The organism is Psychroflexus salarius (assembly GCF_900129035.1).
Classification (GTDB): domain Bacteria; phylum Bacteroidota; class Bacteroidia; order Flavobacteriales; family Flavobacteriaceae; genus Psychroflexus; species Psychroflexus salarius.
The window spans coordinates 61,983-80,573 of sequence record NZ_FQTW01000005.1; the positions used below are offsets into that span (position 1 = coordinate 61,983).

14 protein-coding genes are annotated in these 18,591 nt (G+C 32.3%); 7 read left to right on the forward strand and 7 right to left on the reverse strand.

All coding sequences use genetic code 11. The features are described from left to right. The first annotated feature begins 8 nt into the window (after positions 1 to 8). From BUB82_RS07480 to BUB82_RS07490, 3 genes are read left to right on the forward strand one after another with little or no spacing between them, the layout of a single operon-like run. Positions 9 to 341, forward strand: a complete 333-nt coding sequence (locus BUB82_RS07480; protein WP_073192993.1) for a DUF6122 family protein — start codon at positions 9 to 11, stop codon at positions 339 to 341. A gap of 15 nt (positions 342 to 356) precedes the next feature. Further along, complete coding sequence (locus BUB82_RS07485; protein ID WP_073192994.1) at positions 357 to 1,148, forward strand: hypothetical protein; 792 nt, start codon at positions 357 to 359, stop codon at positions 1,146 to 1,148. A gap of 11 nt (positions 1,149 to 1,159) precedes the next feature. Beyond that, complete coding sequence (locus BUB82_RS07490; RefSeq protein ID WP_073192995.1) at positions 1,160 to 1,774, forward strand: deoxynucleoside kinase; 615 nt, start codon at positions 1,160 to 1,162, stop codon at positions 1,772 to 1,774. 9 nt (positions 1,775 to 1,783) lie between these two features. Here BUB82_RS07490 and BUB82_RS07495 read toward each other — a convergent pair whose 3' ends face one another. Further along, positions 1,784 to 2,176 (reverse strand): pyrophosphohydrolase domain-containing protein, encoded by a 393-nt coding sequence (locus tag BUB82_RS07495; RefSeq protein WP_073193118.1) that lies wholly within the window; start codon positions 2,174 to 2,176, stop codon positions 1,784 to 1,786. 37 nt (positions 2,177 to 2,213) lie between these two features. Between BUB82_RS07495 and BUB82_RS07500 the strand changes: the two genes are divergently transcribed. The 3 genes from BUB82_RS07500 (at position 2,214) to carB (ending at position 5,655) form a co-directional block, all read left to right on the forward strand. Next, positions 2,214 to 2,399 carry a hypothetical protein gene (locus BUB82_RS07500; protein ID WP_073192996.1) on the forward strand — a complete coding sequence of 62 codons (186 nt, stop codon included), beginning with the start codon at positions 2,214 to 2,216 and terminating at the stop codon, positions 2,397 to 2,399. Between the two features lie 149 nt (positions 2,400 to 2,548). Beyond that, complete coding sequence (gene rpmH / locus BUB82_RS07505) at positions 2,549 to 2,710, forward strand: 50S ribosomal protein L34 (protein ID WP_073192997.1); 162 nt, start codon at positions 2,549 to 2,551, stop codon at positions 2,708 to 2,710. Between the two features lie 89 nt (positions 2,711 to 2,799). Next, the gene (gene carB / locus BUB82_RS07510) at positions 2,800 to 5,655 is read left to right on the forward strand and encodes a carbamoyl-phosphate synthase large subunit (RefSeq protein ID WP_073192998.1); all 2,856 of its coding nucleotides are present in this window, start codon (positions 2,800 to 2,802) and stop codon (positions 5,653 to 5,655) included. A 69-nt stretch (positions 5,656 to 5,724) separates the two neighbouring features. On the opposite strand, the gene BUB82_RS07515 is transcribed toward carB, so the two are convergent. Continuing rightward, positions 5,725 to 7,350: an ABC-F family ATP-binding cassette domain-containing protein gene (locus tag BUB82_RS07515; RefSeq protein WP_073192999.1), complete on the reverse strand. Its 1,626-nt coding sequence runs from the start codon at positions 7,348 to 7,350 to the stop codon at positions 5,725 to 5,727. Positions 7,351 to 7,488: 138 nt separating this feature from the next. Here BUB82_RS07515 and BUB82_RS07520 point away from each other — a divergent pair, with 138 nt between their 5' ends. Then, positions 7,489 to 8,892, forward strand: coding sequence for a hypothetical protein (locus BUB82_RS07520; RefSeq protein ID WP_073193000.1), 1,404 nt, complete (start codon positions 7,489 to 7,491; stop codon positions 8,890 to 8,892). Here BUB82_RS07520 and BUB82_RS07525 read toward each other — a convergent pair. The 5 genes from BUB82_RS07525 to BUB82_RS07545 form a co-directional block, all read right to left on the reverse strand. Further along, the gene (locus BUB82_RS07525) at positions 8,885 to 10,666 is read right to left on the reverse strand and encodes an AMP-dependent synthetase/ligase (protein ID WP_073193001.1); all 1,782 of its coding nucleotides are present in this window, start codon (positions 10,664 to 10,666) and stop codon (positions 8,885 to 8,887) included. The two genes, BUB82_RS07520 and BUB82_RS07525, sit on opposite strands and share 8 nt — an antisense overlap. Positions 10,667 to 10,820: 154 nt before the next feature. After that, on the reverse strand, positions 10,821 to 11,681 hold the full coding sequence (locus BUB82_RS07530) for a universal stress protein (protein ID WP_073193002.1): 861 nt from the start codon (positions 11,679 to 11,681) through the stop codon (positions 10,821 to 10,823). A 5-nt stretch (positions 11,682 to 11,686) separates the two neighbouring features. Next, a complete protein-coding gene (locus BUB82_RS07535) occupies positions 11,687 to 13,294 on the reverse strand; it encodes a BCCT family transporter (RefSeq protein ID WP_073193003.1) in 1,608 nt (535 codons plus the stop codon). 204 nt (positions 13,295 to 13,498) lie between these two features. Continuing rightward, positions 13,499 to 15,025: a SusD/RagB family nutrient-binding outer membrane lipoprotein gene (locus BUB82_RS07540; protein WP_073193004.1), complete on the reverse strand. Its 1,527-nt coding sequence runs from the start codon at positions 15,023 to 15,025 to the stop codon at positions 13,499 to 13,501. Between the two features lie 12 nt (positions 15,026 to 15,037). Beyond that, entirely contained in the window at positions 15,038 to 18,307 is a 3,270-nt protein-coding gene (locus BUB82_RS07545; protein WP_073193005.1) for a SusC/RagA family TonB-linked outer membrane protein, read from the reverse strand. Positions 18,308 to 18,591 lie beyond the last annotated feature (284 nt).

Below are 18,591 nucleotides of genomic sequence, written 5' to 3' on the forward strand. Positions count from 1 at the left end.
CTTCTATAATGCTTCAACCCATAATTCATTACAGTTTGCATTTTGTATTCATTGCTTGGTTTGCTCATCAATTTAAACGTCAAGAATTTGGTTGGTTTAAAGTTTACTTAATACTATTGAGTAGCATGCTTATTGATATTGATCACTTATGGGCAACACCAATATTTGATCCTAACCGATGTAGTGTCGGTTTTCACACATTTCATTCTGAAATTTCAATAGCTTTATATATCTTAGTTTTTTTATTTTCAAAGGAATATTGGTTGAAATTACTCACGTTTGGATTAATATTTCATATCATTACCGATGAAATAGATTGTTTAATGAGCACTTATTTTTAGTTCTAGTTGAAGTTATTGCACCAAATAGTACTGTTAGTTTTCAGTTTAGTTTTTAACTTAGTTGAAGCTCAAGATAACACCCGAAATTTAAAACTCATTAATAAATCAACGGTTAATTACGATCGCTTTTTAGGTTTTGATCAATTTGGATATCTTTATTATATCAACAACAATGTTCTTTTTAAGGAACATAAAGACAAAAAAACCTTATTTCAATATCAAGAATTTGCTTTAGGAAACATTACAGCAGTTGATTTAACCAACCCATTAAAAATTGTTCTCTATTATAACCAATCTAACCTTAGCATAATACTGGATAATAGGTTAAACGAGTTATTTCGTATTGACTTCAATCAAGTCGAAAATACATTAATTACAGCCATGGTTTCAACTTCTCGGCAAGACCAATTGTGGGTTTTCGACCTTAATGCACAAGTTTTACATCAATACAATTACAGAAATTCTCGCGTCGTTAATTCTTCCTTACCTTTAAAAGCGCCTTTTAATCACTTTGCTAGTGGCTACAATTATTTTTTCTATTCAAACGATAGCTTTTTGTATGGATTTAATGTTTACAGCAACTTAGTATTAAATAAAAAGCAAGATATACCTATAAGTAAGTTACAGTTTACTTATCCTTATTTATTAATGATACAAGGAAAAAACTTAACCGTTTATAATGTAGAGACTCAGCAAAGCAAAGTTTTTGATTTAACAAATATTCCTTATCAAGATGTGTTTTTGAACGATGAAAACTTATATATTTACGACGGAAAAACATTAAAAACATATCAGGTTTCTGATTAAAAATACGATTTATGCATGTAGCAATTGCTGGAAACATTGGCGCAGGAAAAACCACACTAACACAGTTATTAGCAAATCATTTTGGCTGGGAACCTGAGTTTGAAGACGTACTAGAAAACCCTTTTTTAGAGGATTTTTATAACGACATGAAACGCTGGTCATTTAATCTTCAAATTTATTTTTTAAATTCAAGATTTAGGCAAATCCTTGATATTAGAGAAAGCGGAAAAGATGTAATTCAAGACCGAACTATTTATGAAGACGCATTTATATTCGCACCAAACTTGCATGCCATGGGATTAATGTCTAACCGAGATTACGATAATTACAGCTCTTTATTTGATCTTATGGAATCGGTTACAAAATCACCAGATTTACTTATTTATTTACGTAGTAGTGTCCCTAATTTAGTAAAACAAATACAAAAACGCGGTCGCGATTACGAAAACTCCATTTCGATAGACTACCTTAATAGACTCAATGAGCGATATGAAGCTTGGATTGAAGGTTATAATAAAGGCAAATTACTCATTATTGATGTTGACGATCTTGACTTTGTTGGAAATCCAGAAGACTTAGGAGATATCATTAACCGCATTGATGGTGAAATTAATGGTTTATTTTAGGCCAGCTATTTAATCTTGTTCATTAAAAAATTGCTTTAAATTGGGTTTAAAATAATTAGAACCTTTCAAGACTTTACCATCTTCTCGGTAAATTGGTTTTCCATTTTCATCAAGCTTACTCATGTTAGAACGCTGAATTTCATCAAAAACAGCTTCAATTTTGTCTTGCATTCCGTGTGAAATCATGGTGCCACATAAGATATAAAGCATGTCTCCAAGTGCATCAGCGACTTCTACTAAATCATTGTTTTGAGCAGCTTCAAGGTATTCCTCATTTTCTTCACGCATTAACTTGTAGCGAAGTAAATTAATATCATTACCTAAACTAGCTTTTGGTGTTTCATTAATGGTTAAACCAAAAGATTTATGAAATTTTTTTACGGCATTAAGCGGTTTTTTAATCATAATTAGCTGTATTTTTGTGTAAAAATACGCTTTTATGTTTACGACAGGTCAACTAATTTTTGCTACCTTATTTTTTATTGCCTTTGTTATTGCTATTTATTTTAGTTACCAAAAAGATAAAAATTTAAGACGTAAACACTACAAAGGTTCTTATGCAGTGATTATTGCCTTTTTCATTTTCTTGATTGTTTTATTTTTAATGAAGTTTGTTTTACACTAATAAAAAATTAATCAAATCCAGCTGAACTTTTAGTTGTTGATGATTTGTAATAAATTCAACAAAATCTTTAAATTGTTATTGGTGTACTTTAATTATTTATCTATATTTGCAACCGATAAATTTTTAGTAAGAATAAATTATTTAGAGATATGAAAAGGACTTTCCAACCTTCAAAAAGAAAACGTAAAAATAAACATGGTTTTAGAGAGCGAATGGCGTCTAAGAATGGTAGAAAAGTTCTTGCTAGAAGACGATCTAAAGGAAGAAAAAAATTATCAGTTTCTTCTGAAATTAGCATGAGAAAACGATAATCAATGTATTATCATTTTTAATATAAAGGCGTTGTTTTTTTAACAACGCCTTTTTTTATACCCGATACTCAATAGTTAACTTAAAAATTATGCCTAAAAACCAAGATTTAAAAACAATACTTATTATAGGTTCAGGACCAATTGTAATTGGTCAAGCTTGCGAATTTGATTATTCTGGCTCCCAAGCTTTACGTTCTTTAAGAGAAGATGGAATAAAAACGGTTTTAATTAATAGCAACCCAGCAACAATCATGACTGATCCTTCCATGGCAGATCATGTATATTTAAAACCACTTACTACAAAGTCTATTATTGATATTTTAAAGAAACATCCTGAAATTGATGCGGTTTTACCAACAATGGGTGGTCAAACAGCTTTAAACCTTTGTATCGAGGCCGATGAAAAAGGCATTTGGAAAGATTTTGAGGTCAAACTAATAGGTGTCGATATTGATGCGATTAATATTACTGAAGATCGAGAGAAATTTAGGATGCTTATGCAAAAAATCGGCATTCCTGTTGCGCCTTCAAAAACTGTGACCTCTTACTTACAAGGTAAAGAAGTCGCCCAAGAATTTGGATTTCCTTTAGTTATTCGTGCCTCATTTACCTTAGGTGGTACTGGCGCTTCTTTTGTACATTCTGAAGATGAGTTTGATGAGTTACTTGAGCGTGGTTTAGAAGCCTCACCAATACATGAAGTTCTGATAGATAAAGCATTATTAGGTTGGAAAGAATATGAGCTTGAATTACTTCGAGATGCTAATGATAACGTCACCATAATTTGTAGTATTGAAAATATGGATCCGATGGGGATTCATACTGGCGATTCAATAACAGTAGCACCAGCAATGACTTTAAGTGATCGCACTTATCAAAAAATGCGAGACATGGCCATTAAAATGATGCGAAGCATAGGTGACTTTGCAGGTGGTTGTAACGTTCAATTTGCAGTAAGTCCAGACGAAAAGGAAGATATTATCGCTATAGAAATTAATCCGCGTGTTTCACGTTCATCTGCTTTAGCTTCAAAAGCAACCGGTTACCCAATCGCTAAAATTGCAGCAAAACTAGCCATTGGTTATCATTTAGACGAACTTGAAAACCAAATAACCAAAACAACTTCAGCTTTTTTTGAACCTACTTTAGATTATGTTATTGTAAAAATTCCGAGATGGAATTTTGATAAATTTGAAGGCTCAGACCGTACCTTAGGCCTACAAATGAAGGCTGTAGGTGAAGTCATGGGAATTGGTCGTTCGTTTCAAGAAGCACTTCATAAAGCAACTCAATCACTTGAAATAAAACGAAATGGGCTAGGAGCCGATGGTAAAAGTTATACTGATTATAACCAAATTTTAGAAAAACTAGAGTTTGCCAGTTGGGATCGCGTTTTTGTGATTTATGATGCCATCCAAATGGGCATCCCACTTAGTAGAATTCACGAGATTACTAAAATTGATATGTGGTTTTTAAAACAATATGAAGAGCTTTTTATGCTTGAGAAACATATTTCAACCAATCATACCATTGATAATCTTGACGTTGATATTTTATTAGAAGCCAAACAAAAAGGTTTTGCAGATCGTCAAATTGCTCATATGTTAGGTTGTTTAGAAAGTGAAGTTTACAACAAACGAAAGGCGCTTAATGTTAATCGAGTATACAAATTAGTAGACACTTGTGCTGCTGAATTTGAAGCCCAGACGCCATACTATTACTCAACTTTTGAAGCCAATGTGCAAACGCCTTCAGGCGATATCTTTACTGAGAATGAAAGTTCAGTGTCAGATAAAAAGAAAATTATAGTCTTAGGTTCAGGTCCCAACCGAATTGGTCAAGGGATAGAATTTGACTACTGCTGTGTACATGGTGTTTTAGCTGCAGCTGAGTGTGGCTACGAAACTATTATGATTAATTGTAATCCTGAGACTGTTTCAACCGATTTTGATACAGCTGATAAACTTTATTTTGAACCTGTGTTCTGGGAACATATTTATGATATTATTCAGCATGAAAAACCAGAAGGCGTCATTGTTCAACTTGGTGGTCAAACCGCTTTGAAACTTGCTGAAAAACTTAACCGCTATGGAATAAAAATTTTAGGAACAAGTTACGAATCACTTGATTTAGCTGAAGATCGTGGAAGTTTTTCAAACTTGTTAAGAGACAATGATATTCCATTTCCAGAATTTGGTGTCGCTGAAACTGCTGACGAAGCGCTTGCACTTGCTGATGAGTTAGATTTCCCTATTTTAGTGAGACCTTCGTATGTTCTAGGTGGTCAAGGCATGAAAATTGTCATTAATAAAAAAGACCTAGAAGCACATGTTGTTGATTTGCTCAGAAAAATTCCTAATAATAAACTACTCTTAGATCATTATTTAGATGGCGCTATTGAAGCTGAGGCAGATGCTATTTGTGATGGCGAGAATGTATATATCATAGGTATTATGGAACATATTGAGCCTTGTGGTATACATTCAGGCGACTCTAATGCAACACTTCCACCATTTAATTTAGGAGACTTGGTTCTTGAACAAATTAAAGACCATACTAGAAAGATTGCTTTAGCCTTAAATACTGTAGGTTTAATTAACATTCAATTTGCCATAAAAGATGATAAAGTCTTCATTATTGAAGCTAATCCAAGAGCGTCTAGAACTGTTCCATTTATAGCAAAGGCTTACGGTGAGCCTTATGTTAACTATGCCACTAAAATTATGTTAGGCCACAATAAAGTTACAGATTTTGATTTTAATCCAAAACTCGAAGGCTATGCGATTAAACAACCTGTATTTTCATTTGATAAGTTTCACAATGTTAACAAGCAATTGGGACCTGAAATGAAAAGTACCGGCGAAAGTATTTTATTCATTGATAGTTTAAGAGATGATGAATTTTATGATTTATACGCAAAGCGAAAAATGTACCTCAGTAAATAAAGGCATTATATTTAAAAACAAAAACGCCACTAAATTTTAGTGGCGTTTTTGTTTAAATTTTTTAAACTTTTATTTGGCATACATTTTATGACGTTGCTCTTTAATTTTAGGGTCTGACATGTACTCATCAAAGGTGCTATATTTATCGATGACACCATTCGGTGTTAACTCTATTATTCTGTTACCAACTGTTTGCGCAAATTGATGGTCATGTGTTGTTAATAAAATATTACCTTTAAAGTTAACAAGAGAGTTGTTAAATGCAGTTATTGACTCTAAATCTAAGTGATTTGTTGGTTCGTCAAGAATTAAAACATTAGCTCTCATCATCATCATCCTACTTAACATACATCTTACTTTTTCACCACCGGAAAGTACGTCTGCACCTTTTAAGGCTTCGTCACCACTAAATAACATTTTTCCTAAAAAACCTCTAATATGAACTTCTTCTCGTTCTTCATCAGTTTTAGCCCATTGCCTTAACCAATCAACAAGACTCATATTAGTTTCAAAAAACTCACTATTATCATTAGGAAGGTAAGATTGTGAAGTTGTTACGCCCCATTCAATTTTTCCTGAATCAGGTTGTTGTTTACCGTTAATAATTTCATAGAAAGCTGTTGTGGCTCTTGAATCTCTAGAGTAAAATATTACTTTATCATTTTTAGACAAATTAATATGAATATTTGAAAATAGAACTTCACCATCTAAACTTGCTGAAAGATTATCTATGTTTAAGATTTGATCTCCAACTTCTCGGTCTTTTTCAAAAATGATAGCAGGATAACGTCTACTTGATGGTTTAATGTCTTCAAAATTTAGTTTTTCAATCATTTTTTTACGTGAAGTTGCTTGTTTAGATTTTGCAACATTCGCACTAAAACGTTCTATAAATTGTTGAAGTTCTTTCTTTTTGTCTTCTGCTTTTTTATTCTGTTGAGCTCTTTGTTTTGCGGCTAATTGAGATGACTCATACCAAAAGGTGTAATTACCGCTATAGTGTGTAATCTTACCAAAGTCGATGTCTGAAATATGTGTACAAACCGCGTCAAGAAAGTGTCTATCGTGAGAAACTACAATAACAGTATTATCAAAATTGGCTAAGAAATTTTCAAGCCAAGATATGGTTTCATAATCAAGGTCGTTTGTTGGCTCATCCATAATAAGAACATCTGGATTCCCAAAAATGGCTTTAGCTAATAAAACACGCACTTTTTGTTTACCGTCTAAATCTTTAACGTTGGTGTAATGAAAATCTGTAGAAATCCCTAAGTTAGATAGGAGTGAAGCAGCATTGCTGTCTGCGTTCCAGCCATCCATTTCTTCAAATTCAACTTGTAAAACTCCAACGCGTTCACCATCTGCATCACTAAAGTCTTCTTTAGCATAAATTTCATCCATCTCTTTTTTGATATCATAGAGTGGCTTGTTTCCCATAATGACAGTTTCTAAAACAGTATAATCGTCGTAAATGCTGTGATCTTGTTCTAAGACTGACATCCGTTTTCCAGGCTCTAAATGAACATGTCCAGAGGTTGGTTCAATTTGATTTGAAATTATTTTTAAAAAAGTTGATTTACCTGCACCATTTGCACCAATAATACCGTAGCAGTTACCTTCAGTAAATGTAGTGTTAACCTCGTCAAATAATACGCGTTTGCCAAATTGAACTGACAAGTTTGAAACTGTTAGCATGAGAATTATCTTATAATTTTTTGCAAAAGTAAGGATATAAATCTAATTTGTAAAGTTTCTATTTAAGGCTTTTAACGGTCGATTAACAGCTGACTTTGATTGCTAATGATATATTTGTTTTCCTTTAATAAGTTTACTATGAGATTTTTAGTGATTTTACTAGCAATAGGTTTATTTTCATGTAAAAAAAATACGAGAGAGGATACTTATTTAGGTGGTGAAATTATAAACCCGCTTGACTCAATTATTACTGTTAACCATAATAACGCTTTTATTGATTCTATAAGAATTAATAAAGATGGCAGATTTCAAAAACGCTTAAATATTACTAACGAAGGGATTTATACTTTTAGTCATTTACCAGAATGGCAATTACTTTATTTAAACCCTAATGATAGTCTTGCCTTCAGGGTGAACACAAGAGAATTTGATGAATCACTTACCTTTTCTGGAACATCATCAGTCGAAAATAATTTTTTGATTAACATGTATTTAATGAATGAAAAGAATGATGATTTAATTTTGTCTTATTATAAAATTCATCCGAAGTCTTTTGCTCATAAAACAGACTCTCTAAAAAACCACAGAATTAATCAGCTAAACGATTTAAATGAAAAGCATGATTTTTCTGAATATTTTTTAAATGTTGCCCAAAAAAGTATTTTGTTTGAGTATTATGACATGAGAGAACGCTATGCTTTTTTAATAAGAAAATATTTTCCAAAGCGTAGCGACGATATAACAGATCAATTTTTTTCTTATCGCAACGAGGTAAATTTTAATGATGAAACTATGTTGTTTCACATTGGTTATATGCGTTTTCTGGATAATTACTTAAAAAACAAATCAATTGAACATTGTCAACTTAAAAATAAATCTTGTTTTACACTCAATAGCTTTTCAAATATTAAATATCGTTTAGCTTTAGCTGATTCAATTTTCACAAATACTTTAATTAAAAATAAATTTCATAAGCGATTATTAGAGGAAGAAATTTTGCACATCAAGAATAAAAATCAATTGGCACAAGTTGAAAAAATCATAAAGGATTGTCAATTATCTGATGTAGACAAAAAAGATTTAAAATCTTCAGCAAATCTACAATCCTATTTTTTAGAAGGTAGGTTTGTAGGTGATGAAACCTTGATTACTTCAAATCTGGATAAAATAAAAATGACTGATTTAATTGAAAATAGACCTTTAGTTATAACTACATGGTCTAATTTCTCTTCGGCATATTTAAATTTGCGTGAATCGATTTTAAGTGACTTAAAACAGAAATATCCTGAAATAAAATTTGTGGGAGTTAATATTGATTATTTAAATGAAAATCAATGGCTTGCATCTTTAAAAAAATTAGAATTGAACCCTAAGTTTGAGTTTAATTTAGAATTCTCTGAATCAGAATTACCTAATAAAAAATATTTAAAGAATCATATTAATCGTTTATTTATGATTACAAAAAAAGGATACCTTAAATTTAGTAATGTATCCTTTTCTGATAAAAATTTAGAATCAAAGTTATTACAGCTTCTTAATTAGTGTTGCCATAAATTTTTTCGTAAAGATCCATATATTTAGCTTTTATTACACGACGTTTAAGCTTCATTGTTGGTGTTAAATGTTCATCTTCAACGCTCCAGACATCTGCGGTTAATTCAAATCGTTTAATTTTTTCCCATTTACCGAAACGAGCATTGAGTGTATCAATTTCTTCCTGAATACGATCAATGAGTTTTGGGTTACGTACGATTTCTTGATTATTATTGCCTAAATTATAGTTTTTACGTTCAGACCATTCTTCAATAAATTCAAAATTAGGCTGTATTAAAGCTGCGGGCATTTTTTCACCTTCACCAATAACCATAATTTGTTCAATGAATCTAGATTGCTTCATGGTATTTTCAATAAGTTGTGGTGCAACATATTTGCCACCAGAAGTTTTAAACATTTCTTTTTTACGGTCTGTGATTTTTAAGAAACCTTCATCATCAATCTCACCAATATCACCTGTATGGAAGTATCCATTTTTGAGAACTTCATTTGTTTTTTCTTCGTCTTTATAGTAGCCCATCATGACTTGAGGTCCTTTAACCAAAATCTCTCCATCTTTAGCAATTTTGACATCGGTTTCAGGTAGAGCTTTTCCAACAGTTCCTATTTTAAAGCCACTGTCTCGCATATCATTTACAGATATAACTGGAGAAGTCTCTGTTAAACCATAACCTTCCATAACACCCATTCCTGCAGCGTTAAACACTTTTGCTAATCTAGGCTGTAATGCGGCACTTCCAGAGGCGATAACTTTTAAATTGCCACCTAAAGCCTCTTGCCATTTACTAAAAATAAGTTTTTTAGCTAAACCAAGTTTTTTCTCATACCACCAACCGTTTTGTTGGTAAGGCTGGTAATCTAAGCCAACATCAACCGCCCAGAAAAATAAGGCTTTTTTAATACCAGTTAAATCTGCACCTTTAGCAATAATTTTGTCGTAAACTTTTTCAAGTAAACGTGGCACAGCTGACATAACCTCTGGTTTTACCTCTTTTAAATTATCACTAATTGTTTCAATAGATTCAGCAAAATAAATACTTACACCATTATATTGATATAGGTATTGCAGCATTCTCTCATAGATGTGGCAAACCGGTAAGAAACTAAGTGCTTTAGCTTGACCTGGTTCTAAAGGAAGTCTTGTAGAACTATTTAAAGCATTACTTACAATGTTTTTATGTGATAGCATTACGCCTTTAGGTTTCCCCGTTGTTCCTGAGGTATAAATTAAAGTTGCCAGGTCGTTTTCAGTAACTTTACTCATTAGTTCTTCAACTTGGTTTTGATTTGATTGATCTTCTCCAAGTTTTAAAACTTCTTCCCAACTTTTAGCGCCTTCTATTTTATTGAATGTATAAACTTCTTTTAAACTAGGGACTTCATTTTTTATAGCCATAACTTTATCATAGACTTCTTGGTCTGAAACAAAGCAAATTTTTGATTCACTATGGTTAAGTACATAAGCATAGTCTTCTTCAGAAATAGTTGGATAAATAGGAACATCTTGAGCACCAAGTTGCATGATTCCAATATCCATAATATTCCACTCAGTACGGTTATTAGTTGAAATAATAGCTACTTTATCGTTTGAGGAAATACCTAATTTTAATAGACCACGACTAATTTTGTTAGCTTTTTCAATATATTCTTTAGATGAAGTTGATATCCATTTACCATTATATTTTGTAACTAAAGCGTCATCTAAGTTATATTTTTCAGCTTGATAATAGGGGAAATCAAATAAGCGTTTTATTGTTGACATGAGATTATGGATTTTAATAGGGAAAAATAAAGAATATTTCTATTAAATTCTACTAAAAAGCCTATTTAAGCTTTTAAAATTTATAGGAAAAATAATTTAAAATTATAAATAACTGAAAATCAATAATATAATTTATGCTAATTATTTATTAAAACTAATCTTTAACAATAAACAAAGGTATTTTTAGATCTCTATTAAATAAATCTTCTGTAATACTACCTAAAGTTAAATTTGAAATTGTGTTTGCCCCTTTGTCTGCAACAATTAACAAGTCAACATTATTTTTATAAGCTTCTTTTTTAAGTTTACTTGCGATATTAGCTTCACGACCTAAGATTTTTATTTGATTAATTTCACCACTAAATTTTATTTTTTTTAGAAAATTATCAAACTTTTTATCAACATAATCTTTCATCTTAGGTTCAATCTTAGAGTTGTTGACATATGGTGAAAAATGGATTGGCAGATTATATACATGAACTGCTTCAAAAACAAAATTATGTTTAGAATTGAGAAAGTCAGCATATGCAAAGCATTTCTTTGAAGTGTTTGAGAAATCTGTACCAACCCATACTTTATCCATACTATTATTTGTATTTTTTGGTATCCATAAGAATTGGCATCTAGTGGTTCTAAGAAGCTTAAAAGCTAAAAGGCCAGATCCATCTTCATTATTTTTATTTCCCATCATTAATAAATCAATGCTATATTTATTTACGATGTAGCTAATAAGTGATTCTGTGTAAGGATCGTCAGAAATAAGGACTTCCCATTCAACATCAGATTTAAAATTATCTTCAACATTTTCATTAATTTCTTCTGTAATTAATTCTTCCAAGTCGATATCTTGAAGTTCTTTTTCAAGCATTTCAGATATTTCGTAGCGTTTTATATTATGAACAAAATACACTTTCTCGACATCAAATAATTTTGTAATAAAAGATGTATAGGAAATGAGTTGTTTGTCCATTTCAGATAAGTCTAGGCCGACTAATATTTTTTTAATTGGCTTCATAACGGCTATTTTTTATTTCGTTTTTTGATAATGTTGCTAATTACATTTTCATAATTCTTTTCTTCTTCAATTTTTTTGTTGCGGTTGTCTTTTCTTACTTCTTCTTTTAAGCCTCTGTATAAAGAATAGCACATGATGAGTAAAATTAAAGCAAAGGGAAGCCCTGAAGTGATAGAAGCGGTCTGAAGCGCTTTCAGTCCACCGCCGATCAATAATACGGCTGCAACCAAGCCTTCAGTTATGGCCCAAAATATTCTTTGTCCAACAGGTGCTTCAATTTTTCCTCCAGATGTTAAACTGTCTATAACTAAAGAGCCAGAATCTGACGATGTAACAAAAAAACCTATAATGAGAACGACTCCAACAATACTAAGAACAGACGAAAATGGAAAACTTTCGAAAAAAACAAATAGGGCAGTTGCAATATCGTCACCAACTGCTTGAACTAAGATAGAATTTCCACCTATAACTTCTTCAAGAGCTGTACTACCAAAAGCAGTCATCCAAAAGAAAGTTAATAAAGTTGGTACTATTAATACACCAAGTACAAATTCTTTGATTGTTCTTCCTTTTGAGACTCTTGCTATAAACATGCCTACAAATGGGGACCAAGCAATCCACCAGCCCCAATAAGCAACCGTCCAGTCATTTTGCCAAGTTGTACCTGTGTAGCTTTCATTCCATAAAGATATTTCAAATAAATTACCTATGTAGCTACCAGTATTTTCTAAAAAGCTTTCAAAAATAAAAAGCGTTGAGCCTAAAGTTACAACCAGAATTAGAAGTATAACGGCTACTCTCATATTCCATTCACTTAATACTCTAACACCTTTATCAACGCCTAAAACAACTGAAAGGGTTGCTACACCTGTAATTCCAGCAATGAGTAAAACTTGTGTCGTAATTCCGCTACTAACGCCAAAAACATGGGCTAATCCTGCCGCAACCTGTTGAACCCCAAAACCTAAAGAGGTTGCTAAGCCGAATAGAGTTGCTAAAACAGCAAAAATATCGATAAGGTCACCAATTATGCCATAAATTTTATCACCTAAAAAAGGATAAAAAACACTTCTAATGGTTAGTGGTAAGCCTCTTGAGTAGGTGAAAAAGGCTAAAGACAATCCTACTAATGCATAAATTGCCCAAGCGTGAAGTCCCCAATGTAAAAAAGTGAAATTCATAGCTTCTTTGGCAGCTTCTATAGTTTGGCTATCAGCAGTTGGAGGCGAATTAAAGTGTGTAACAGGTTCTGCAACACTAAAAAATAATAAACCAATTCCCATACCGGCACTAAAAAGCATAGCAAACCAAGATAAGGTTTTAAATTCTGGTTCAGCATTTTCTCCTCCCAACCTGAGTTTACCAAATTTGCTAAATGCTACATACACCATAAATATTAAAAAAATATTTACGCATAATATGTAAAACCAACCGCCAAATTCTGATACTGAATCTTGTATTTTGGCAAAATAGTCTTCGGCAGTATCTTTAAATATCAATGTTAACGTAATTCCAATGATTATTAAGATAGAAGATGTGAAAAAAACAGGTCCATTAACTTCTAACCCAAAGATGGACTTTTTTTCATCACTTCTTACAATTTTATTTGGCATATAATTATTTTTTTAAGTAATGCTAATGTTATTTGTTATTATATTCAACTAAATTAAATATTTAATCAACTTATCAATCTTATGTATTTGTAAATTATAAAATAATTTTATTGAAAATTTAAATGTTAGGTGAAATATGAAGATAAAAATAAAAATCCCCTTTTATTTCAAAGGGGATTTTAAGGTTTTACAACTCTAGTGCCGTTATTCCATTAAATACATTTTGGCATTTTGACTGTTGCTTCCTCCGATTCTAGATATAGCCTCGTCATAATTTTCAGAATTTAAACTCTGTTCATTACCAGGATATAAAAAGCGAATCGGCATTTTATCATCATTAAGATTTTCGCATGGTATTTCTAAAAATGGTACTTCACTAGGTAAAAAGTCACTACCATCATTATTGGCTTCGTAAACCATTCTTCTCACGTCTATAAGTGGTTCCATGCCGTGGAAGAAGGTCGCAATCCATTTTTGTTCCCAAATTTTAGTTAATGTGTTATCGAAAGCAACACCAGAATTATTATAGAAGTCTGAATAACTACTCCAGCCGAAAACTTCTAAATTAACATTGTAATAATCCATTGATGCTATAATACCATCAAGGTAATGTGCTTCTGAATCTCCTGAAATAATACCTTTAAATGTTGCTTCTGCAAGAATAAGTTCTTGTTCTGCGTAAGTTGATATGATTCCATTTGCTTGTGTATCACCTTGTGGGTGGCTTGGATAATCATAATAACGAGCACCTAAACGAGAGCCGCCTTTGTCGCATCCACCAACTTCACTACCATTATCTGCACCAGAATAAACTGCTGAGCTATTATTAAATTCCTCTAAAGTTAAAATGTTGTCTGGTCTTGCAAATACGCCAAGTCGAGGATCAGAATAATTCTGCAATAAGTTTACAGAAGGTTTTGCCATAACAACAGCGTCAAAATCACCTTGTTTAAGTGGGAAAATAGGGAAGTTATTAGGAAACGAACCTAAGTAATTTAGTATTGCATTATCTTCATTGCTTTGAAAAATGTCGCCATCATTAACTATAGCTTGCATATCAGAAGAAACATCACGTTTGTTGCTCAAGTGTAATAAAACTCTTAACTGAATAACATTAGCTAGTTTTCTCCATTTTGCTGGGTCTCCACCATAAATGATGTCACCTTCTACAGTTTGATTATTAGAAATTGCTGCTCCTAATAATTCTTCAGCTTCCTTTAGTCTATCTAAGACACCACCATCTCCATCTAAAATAGCCTGTTGTTCATCATAAGCAGGAGTAAAATTATCATTAGATGTACCTTTAATAGCTTCGGTATATGGTATATCACCGTAAGTCATTGTTAAAGTAGAGAAAACCCAAGATTGCATAATTATTGAAGCTGCCTGAGTGGCATTATCTCCTTCTTCTGCAGCAATATTTTCTGCATCAACAAAGTCAGCCAAGGCTTCATATTGGTTTAACCAAAGCGTTGTAAAAGCATTCCACTCATATCGGTCTACTTCGCTTCTTAATGTTTTTGCTGTTAATTGTGCCGCATTATTAGCTAGAAGAAATGACTCTTCAACCATAGAGTTCACAGAGCTTCTCGTGGCGCCTGTAAACAACACACCAGGAGAAACTATTTCAGGTTCGTTAGGGTTAGAGTTTGTAGATTCAAAATTTGAATCACAACTTGTAATTAAAAGAGCTACAAGAATAAAACTCCAAGTTATATTTATATATTTCATTGGTATTAAATTTTAAAGTTTAATGTTTAAAGCTAGTCCAAAGCTACTTGTTGATGGTAGCGGGTTACTTCCAAAACCATTTACAAAAACACCATTTCTAATAGAGTAAGTTTCTGGATCTATTGTTGGAACATCTGTAATTAAAAGTAAGTTTCTACCTACAGCAGAAAGTCTTACAGAGTCTATGCCATAATTTTCATATAAGCTTTTAGGTACATCATATGAAATTCTTACTTCTCTAAGCTTAAACCATGTAGCATCGTAGGTTGCGGCTTCTATATTATCTCTATTAAAACCGTTTCCATAATATGCGTAGAAATAGTCACGTGTTGGTATTGCTGTTTCATTAGGTGTTCCATCAGGATTTACGCCAGGACCTACGACACCTATTCCAGTTCCTGCAACTGGTGCATAAACTGGTTCTCCAGCACCGTTATATGAGATATTGTATTCTTGTCTACCTTGTAACGTTGAAACATTTAAGTTTGGATCATCATTATTTGTAATCGTACCACCTGTAGCAAATAGGGCATGACCACGAGAATAAATATTACCACCTAATTGACCATCAAATAAAAAACCAAAAGTCCAATTTTTGTATTCAAAGGTGTTTTGCCAACCAATTCTTGCATCTGGTTGATAAGATCCAATTGTTACTTTTTCCTCTGTTAATTGAGGAACACCGTCAACATGTATAATATTACCATTTTCATCTCTTTGGAAACCAAGACCTCTTAATTGTCCTAGTTTTTCACCTTCTATGGCTACAAGTTCTAAATCTTGACCACCTTCATCTCCTGGGAAAACATCAGCAACAATTGGGTAGCTGCCTTCAACACCATCAGGTAGTGATTCTACAATAGCCTCATTAATCCCGATATTAAAGTTTGAATTCCATGTAAAATCATCAGTTTCAATTGGTCTTACGTTCAATTGAATTTCAAATCCTGTACTTTTTATCTCACCAGCATTAACTAGTTGAGATTCTTTACCACTTGATGTCGGTACTGGTAAAAATATGATTTGATCTTTGCTTAAATTTTCATAATAAGTAAAATCAAGCCCAAGTCTGTTATTAAAAAATCTTACATCAGTACCAAACTCATATGAAATTGTTCGTTCTGGCTTTAAATTAGGGTTAGTTGCAAACGAATTATTGGTAAATGCTGGATTATTTCCAAATAGTGCTTGTGGCTGATATGTATTTGTAAGCAAGTAAGGATCTGTATCTGAACCTACCTCAGCGTATGCTGCTCTTACCTTTAAGAAACTTAAAGGAGAATCATTGGGGATGTCTAGTTTGTCTGATAATACAGCACTTGTAGAAAATGATGGATAAAAATATGAATTGTTACTGCTTGGTAGTGTACTTGACCAGTCATTTCTACCTGTAATGTCTAAAAACAACCATCTATCCCAGCTTAAGCTTGCAAATCCGAAAATTGAATTAATACGCTTTTCAGCTCTAGGATTTTCAACTTGAACTTCAGATCTATTATTTGTTAATGTATATTGAGATGGATTTAGTAACTGAGTATTGTTAGCGATTAAGATATTACTCTTTTGGCGCATCATATTACCACCTAGTTTAAACTCGTAGTTGAATTTGTCATCAATATTATTTTTTGAATATGAAATGACTGCCTCAGCATTGATTTCTTGAAAAGAAAGTTCATCTTCTCTGTAGCTACCAAATTGACCTGGTAGTGCTTTTGTTGAAGTTGCTCTTCTAAATTGTCTCTGTTCATCTTTAAAATCAACTCCATAACGACCTCTTACACTCAATCTATCGGTTAAACTATAATTAAGTGTTGCATTACCAATGATTCTATTTTCTTGAAAACTATTGGTGTTTTCTTCAGTTAATAGCCAAGGGTTATTTACCCATAATTCTTCAACATAGCGCTGTTGTTCACCTACTTGGCCATTTCTCCAGTAAGGTCTTAATTCATCAATACCAACTTGTCTAGGATACCATAACCAACCGTACATAATAGAGTTGCTTTCATCATAGCCACCATTAGGAATATTGTCTGAGGTAGATCTAATATTGAATAGATTTACTCTCACGTCTAACTTGTCATCAAAAAGTTTTTTACCTGCACTAGCATATATTGTATTTCTACTTAGATTAGCGCCTGGCACTATATTTTGATCATCTAAGTAGGTGTATGAAATTCTATAGTCACCATCTTCAGTATTTTGACTTAAAGCAACATTGTGCATGTTCAAAGTTCCTGTTCTAAAAAAGTCCTTAAAATTATCTTCAGCTGGTGTAAAAGGAACAGCTTCGCCATTAGAGTTAAACTGTTTGATAAGCTGACCGTTCATCCTTGGTCCCCAATTTTCTCCAAAAGCATCGTAATAATCAATTCCTCCTTGCGAAGTATAAATATCACCGCTTTTGTAACTATACTTACCATAACCACCAAAGCCGTATGTATTTTGAAAGTCTGGTTGTCTTAATATTGATCTTCCGACAGTTTGAAGATTGAGTTCAACATTTACATCTTCATCAACATCCGCACCATTTTTAGTTGTAATTAAAATTACACCATTGGCCGCTCTAGAACCATACAACGCAGCTGCGGCTGGCCCTTTTAATACAGATATGTTTTGAATATCGTCTGGATTCACTACTTGTGAAGAGTTACCGAAATCTATTGTAGTGGAACCATTTAGTCCATCCCCAGGCGAAAACAAACCATTAGTTATTGGTATACCATTAACAACAAAAAGGGCTTGGCTACTTCCTGTTAAAGATGTTTGACCACGAATGGTTACATTAGATGATGCTGTTGGTCCATTACCAGAAGAATTTACAAATACACCAGCCACTTTACCTTGTAATTTGTTAGATACATTACCAACTTTTACATCAGAAATTTCTTCAGCTCCAACACTTTGAACAGCATAACCTAAAGATTTTTCTTCACGTTTAATGTTCAATGCGGTAATGACAACTTCATCGAGTTGATTACTGGATTTAAGCGTAATTTCAAACTGATCTTTATTAAGTATTGACACAGTTTTGGTTTTGAAACCTAAATAACTAACCTTTATGGCTTTGTCTTTGGCCTTAACATCCAATGTAAACTTACCATCAAAGTCTGTGGTTGTACCACGCTTAGGATTTGAGTTTTTAACAATAACATTTGCACCTAGTAGCGGCACACCTTGGTCATCTACGATTAAACCCGTAATTGTTCTGTCACTTTGTGCAATTGCTCCTACTGTAAATAAGAGCAAAAAGCCCATAATTTTAATGTAGTTTTTTGACATATGAATTATTTTAAATTGTTATTTGAGTGCGCTAATGTAGTTAACTTAATATTAATATAGTAACCAACTTTACTGTACTGCATTTTTTTGTTAATAAAAAGTTAACAAATCTAGCTATTTTAATTCGTTATAAATTATATTTAACTGATAATGAATATATTAGATTATTATATTAACAAACAATTAACTATTTACTATAATTTAATTATATACTGATATAAGATAATTCTATTCTATAAAACTGAAAATTTACTCTTTGTTAAGGTTTTTTTAAGATTAATTGA